The sequence below is a fragment of the Chrysiogenia bacterium genome, from assembly GCA_020434085.1.
Taxonomy (GTDB): Bacteria; JAGRBM01; JAGRBM01; order JAGRBM01; family JAGRBM01; genus JAGRBM01.
This window is the reverse complement of sequence record JAGRBM010000176.1, coordinates 1-3,246: the sequence shown is the minus strand read 5'-3', so window position 1 is coordinate 3,246 and position 3,246 is coordinate 1. Positions and strand designations below refer to the sequence as shown.

Sequence of the window (3,246 nt, the reverse complement as noted above, 5' to 3'; positions counted from 1 at the left end):
TGCAATCGCAGAAAACGGCGGTGGTATCTACGGGATCGAGGAAGCCGCCTGCGTTGTCACCATTCTCGAAAGATGCTCCTGAGAGCGAGTGGCATAAAGAGGCAAACCCATGCTGATCAATATCGACAACGGCGGAACTTTTACTGATGTCTGCGTGATCCGGGGCAAGGATGTTTTCCGTGCCAAGACTCCGACCACACCATTCGACCTCAGCGAATGCTTCTTCGAGGGGCTCCGTAAAGCCTCGGTGGAAGTCTACGGATCGGAGAATGTCGTCGGCCTTCTCGCGGACACAGAGAAAATTCGGTACTCGACGACCCAGGGAACCAACGCGCTGGTTCAGCGCAAGGGCCCGCGCTTGGGGCTCCTGCTGGCGAAAGACGCCGACATCAAGAGCCTCCAGGTCTCCGATGAGGCTACCGAGATGCTTGCCGCTCTGGTGGGGGAGCGTGTTGCCCGTATCGACCTGAGCCTGCGTGATGAAGCACTGGAAGTTCGGATTCTCGACGCCGTGAACGAGCTCACGCTCTCGGGCGCCAACCGGCTGGTGATGAGCTTCGGTGCCATGGAGTTCGAGGCAAAGGTAGAAAAGCTGATTCGAAAACGATTTCCCGAGCACCTGCTCGGGACGGTTCCGGTCCTGGCAGCCAGTGGTCTGAGCCCCGATCCGGATTTCGCGCGCCGAACCTGGAGCGCCCTGTTTAATGCATTCCTGCATCCGTCCATGGAGAAGTTCCTGTATTACGCAGAAAATCGACTGCGTTCGCAGAAATTCCTCTCCCCACTGCTCATCTATCGCAACGATGGAGACGCGGGACGAGTAGCGAAGACGACAGCCCTCAAGACCTACAGTTCCGGGCCCCGGGGCGGAATGGACGGCGCGCTCGCTCTGGCACGTCACTATGGTTACGCCGAAGTGCTCACCATGGACGTGGGGGGGACCACAACGGATATCGGCCTTGTGAGCAGCGATGAAATTCGAAAACTCGAATACGGCCAGATCGAGGGGGCGCCCATTGCCTTTCCGCTCAGTGATCTCGTCAGTGTTGGAGTCGGCGGCGGATCGATTATCCGCGCGGAAAAGGGCTCAGTAGCCGTCGGGCCCGAGAGTGTAGGCGCAACGCCGGGGCCTGCCTGTTTCGGCCTCGGAGGCACGCAGGCGACGATCACGGACTTTGCACTACTTGCCGGAATCATTGATCCCGCGACCTATTTCGGTGGCGCCATGTCGCTGGACTCCAAGCGATCGAAGGCGGCTCTGGACGTTCACATCGCCGGTCCCCTTGGGCTCGACGAGAACCAGGCCCTTCTCGCCATGGAAAAGGCGTGGGTGGAGAAAGTCGCCAAGGCTCTTCAGAAGTTCACAAAGATCTCAAACAAGACCGTGCTTGGGGCATTCGGGGGTGCCGGGCCGCTCGCCGTGTGCAGCGTCGCGGAGGCAGCGGGAATCTCCAAGGTTGTCGTGCCAAAGATGGCAGCGGTCTTTTGCGCGCTCGGCATCGGCTTCAGCGATGTGGGGCACACTTACGAAGTGCTGGTTCCGCAGAAGGTGAGCGAAGAAGACTTCGAGCGCCTGCTCAAAGATCTGGAGAATCGCGCTGCGCGCGACATGTTGACCGAAGGATATTCCCTGGCTGACTGCACCGCCGAGCGCTGGGTGTTTCTGAGTCGGGATGGGCGAAGCGAAAAACTGCCCATTCGCGATCTTCCATCGGCAGTGGCGAGCATCCATGCCGCTGATTCGGCAGTTCTTGGAATGCGCGTTTTCAAGGTGATTGAGCACGCCAGTTTTGAGGGCGCGAATGGCGCGGCAAGCGCCCCGGCTGTTGCGGACGGCACCCGCAAGATTCTTGATCCCAGCGGTAACCGCGCGGAAGTGCCGCTCTACCCCGTTCAAAAACAAGCGCCGGGTGCGAAGGCTGACGGACCGGCGATTCTGGAAGATCCCTATTTCACGCTGCGCGTGCTGCCAGGCTGGCGCTTCGAGTTCACCGCCGGCAGCGACATCGTACTGTCGCGGAATGCTTCGTAAGGAGACAGGCCATGAAAGTTCTGGTCACCGAATACCTGAGAATCGATCTCGACACAGAAAAATGGGAATGCCGACGTTGCAGTCACGTAATTGCCGGCGCGCGAGACAATTACAAGGAGGGATTGCTCATCTACGAGCGCGACCCGCACGAAGTGCACAAGCCCATCCTTGATCCGTCCAAATACGAATTTACGTTCGCCCCGGACAGGAAGTTCTGCACGATCTACGAGTTCTACTGCCCCAACTGCGGAACGATGGTGGAGGTCGAGTACCAGGTCCCAGGCCACATACCTGTTCACGACATCGAGCTGGATATCGATGCACTCAAGGCCCAATGGGCGACACGCCGCGAGATGCTCGAGCCCGAGGCAGGGCCCGAAGATGATTCGCGCGCGGGCGGGCGCGTCGGCGGCTGCGGCCACAGTCACTGAATCTCGCAGGTACGAAGGAGAATCGCTCACATGAACCGAATTGCCGTGGACATCGGTGGCACATTTACCGACTGCGTGGTCGCCTGGAACGATCGCGTTGTCGAAACAAAGGCATTGACCACGCACTACAACCTCTCCAACGGCTTCAACGAGGCGGTCGAGGCTGCATGCAAGCTGCTCGATATTTCACGGGAGTCACTGTTCAAGCAGACGGATTCGATTCGCTATGCCACGACGCTCGGGACGAACGCCATGATCGAGCGAAAAGGGCCCAAAGTCGGCGTGCTGGTGACCCATGGATTTGAAGCGACCATCGCCATCTCACGCGGACGGGGTTACGGCGAAGGCATGGATCTCGATCAGGTGCGCGATCTGACGGCGGCGACGCGGCCGGAGCCACTGGTGCCGCTGCACCTCATTCGTGGCATTCGGGAGCGAATGAATTACCGCGGAGAAGCGGTATTCCCTCTGGACGTAGAGGATTCCCGTCGGGCGGTCCGGGAGCTCATGGACGAGGGCGTCGAGGCGATTGTTATATCGCTCACAAACTCGGTGACCAATCCGGAACACGAGATTCGCCTCCGCGAGATTGTTCGCGAGGATTTTCCCGGGCACATGCTGGGATCGATTCCGGTCATTCTCGCCCACCAGGTGAGCGGCCGGAAGGGCGAATACGTCCGCTCCACGTCGGCGATTGTGGATGCGTATCTGCATTCGACGATGTATCACGCCATGAGTGCACTCGAACTCAACCTGCGCGAGTGCGGTTACGAAAAGCCAATG

3 protein-coding genes are annotated in these 3,246 nt (G+C 59.4%); all 3 read left to right on the top strand.

Annotated features, from left to right (window positions below):
* Positions 1-109: 109 nt before the first annotated feature.
* On the top strand, positions 110-2,032 hold the full coding sequence (locus KDH09_05990; GenBank protein ID MCB0219228.1) for a hydantoinase/oxoprolinase family protein: 1,923 nt from the start codon (positions 110-112) through the stop codon (positions 2,030-2,032).
* 11 nt (positions 2,033-2,043) lie between these two features.
* Complete coding sequence (locus KDH09_05985; protein ID MCB0219227.1) at positions 2,044-2,463, top strand: acetone carboxylase subunit gamma; 420 nt, start codon at positions 2,044-2,046, stop codon at positions 2,461-2,463.
* A gap of 30 nt (positions 2,464-2,493) precedes the next feature.
* Positions 2,494-3,246 (top strand): hydantoinase/oxoprolinase family protein (locus KDH09_05980; protein ID MCB0219226.1); only part of this gene is annotated, 753 nt, incomplete at its 3' end.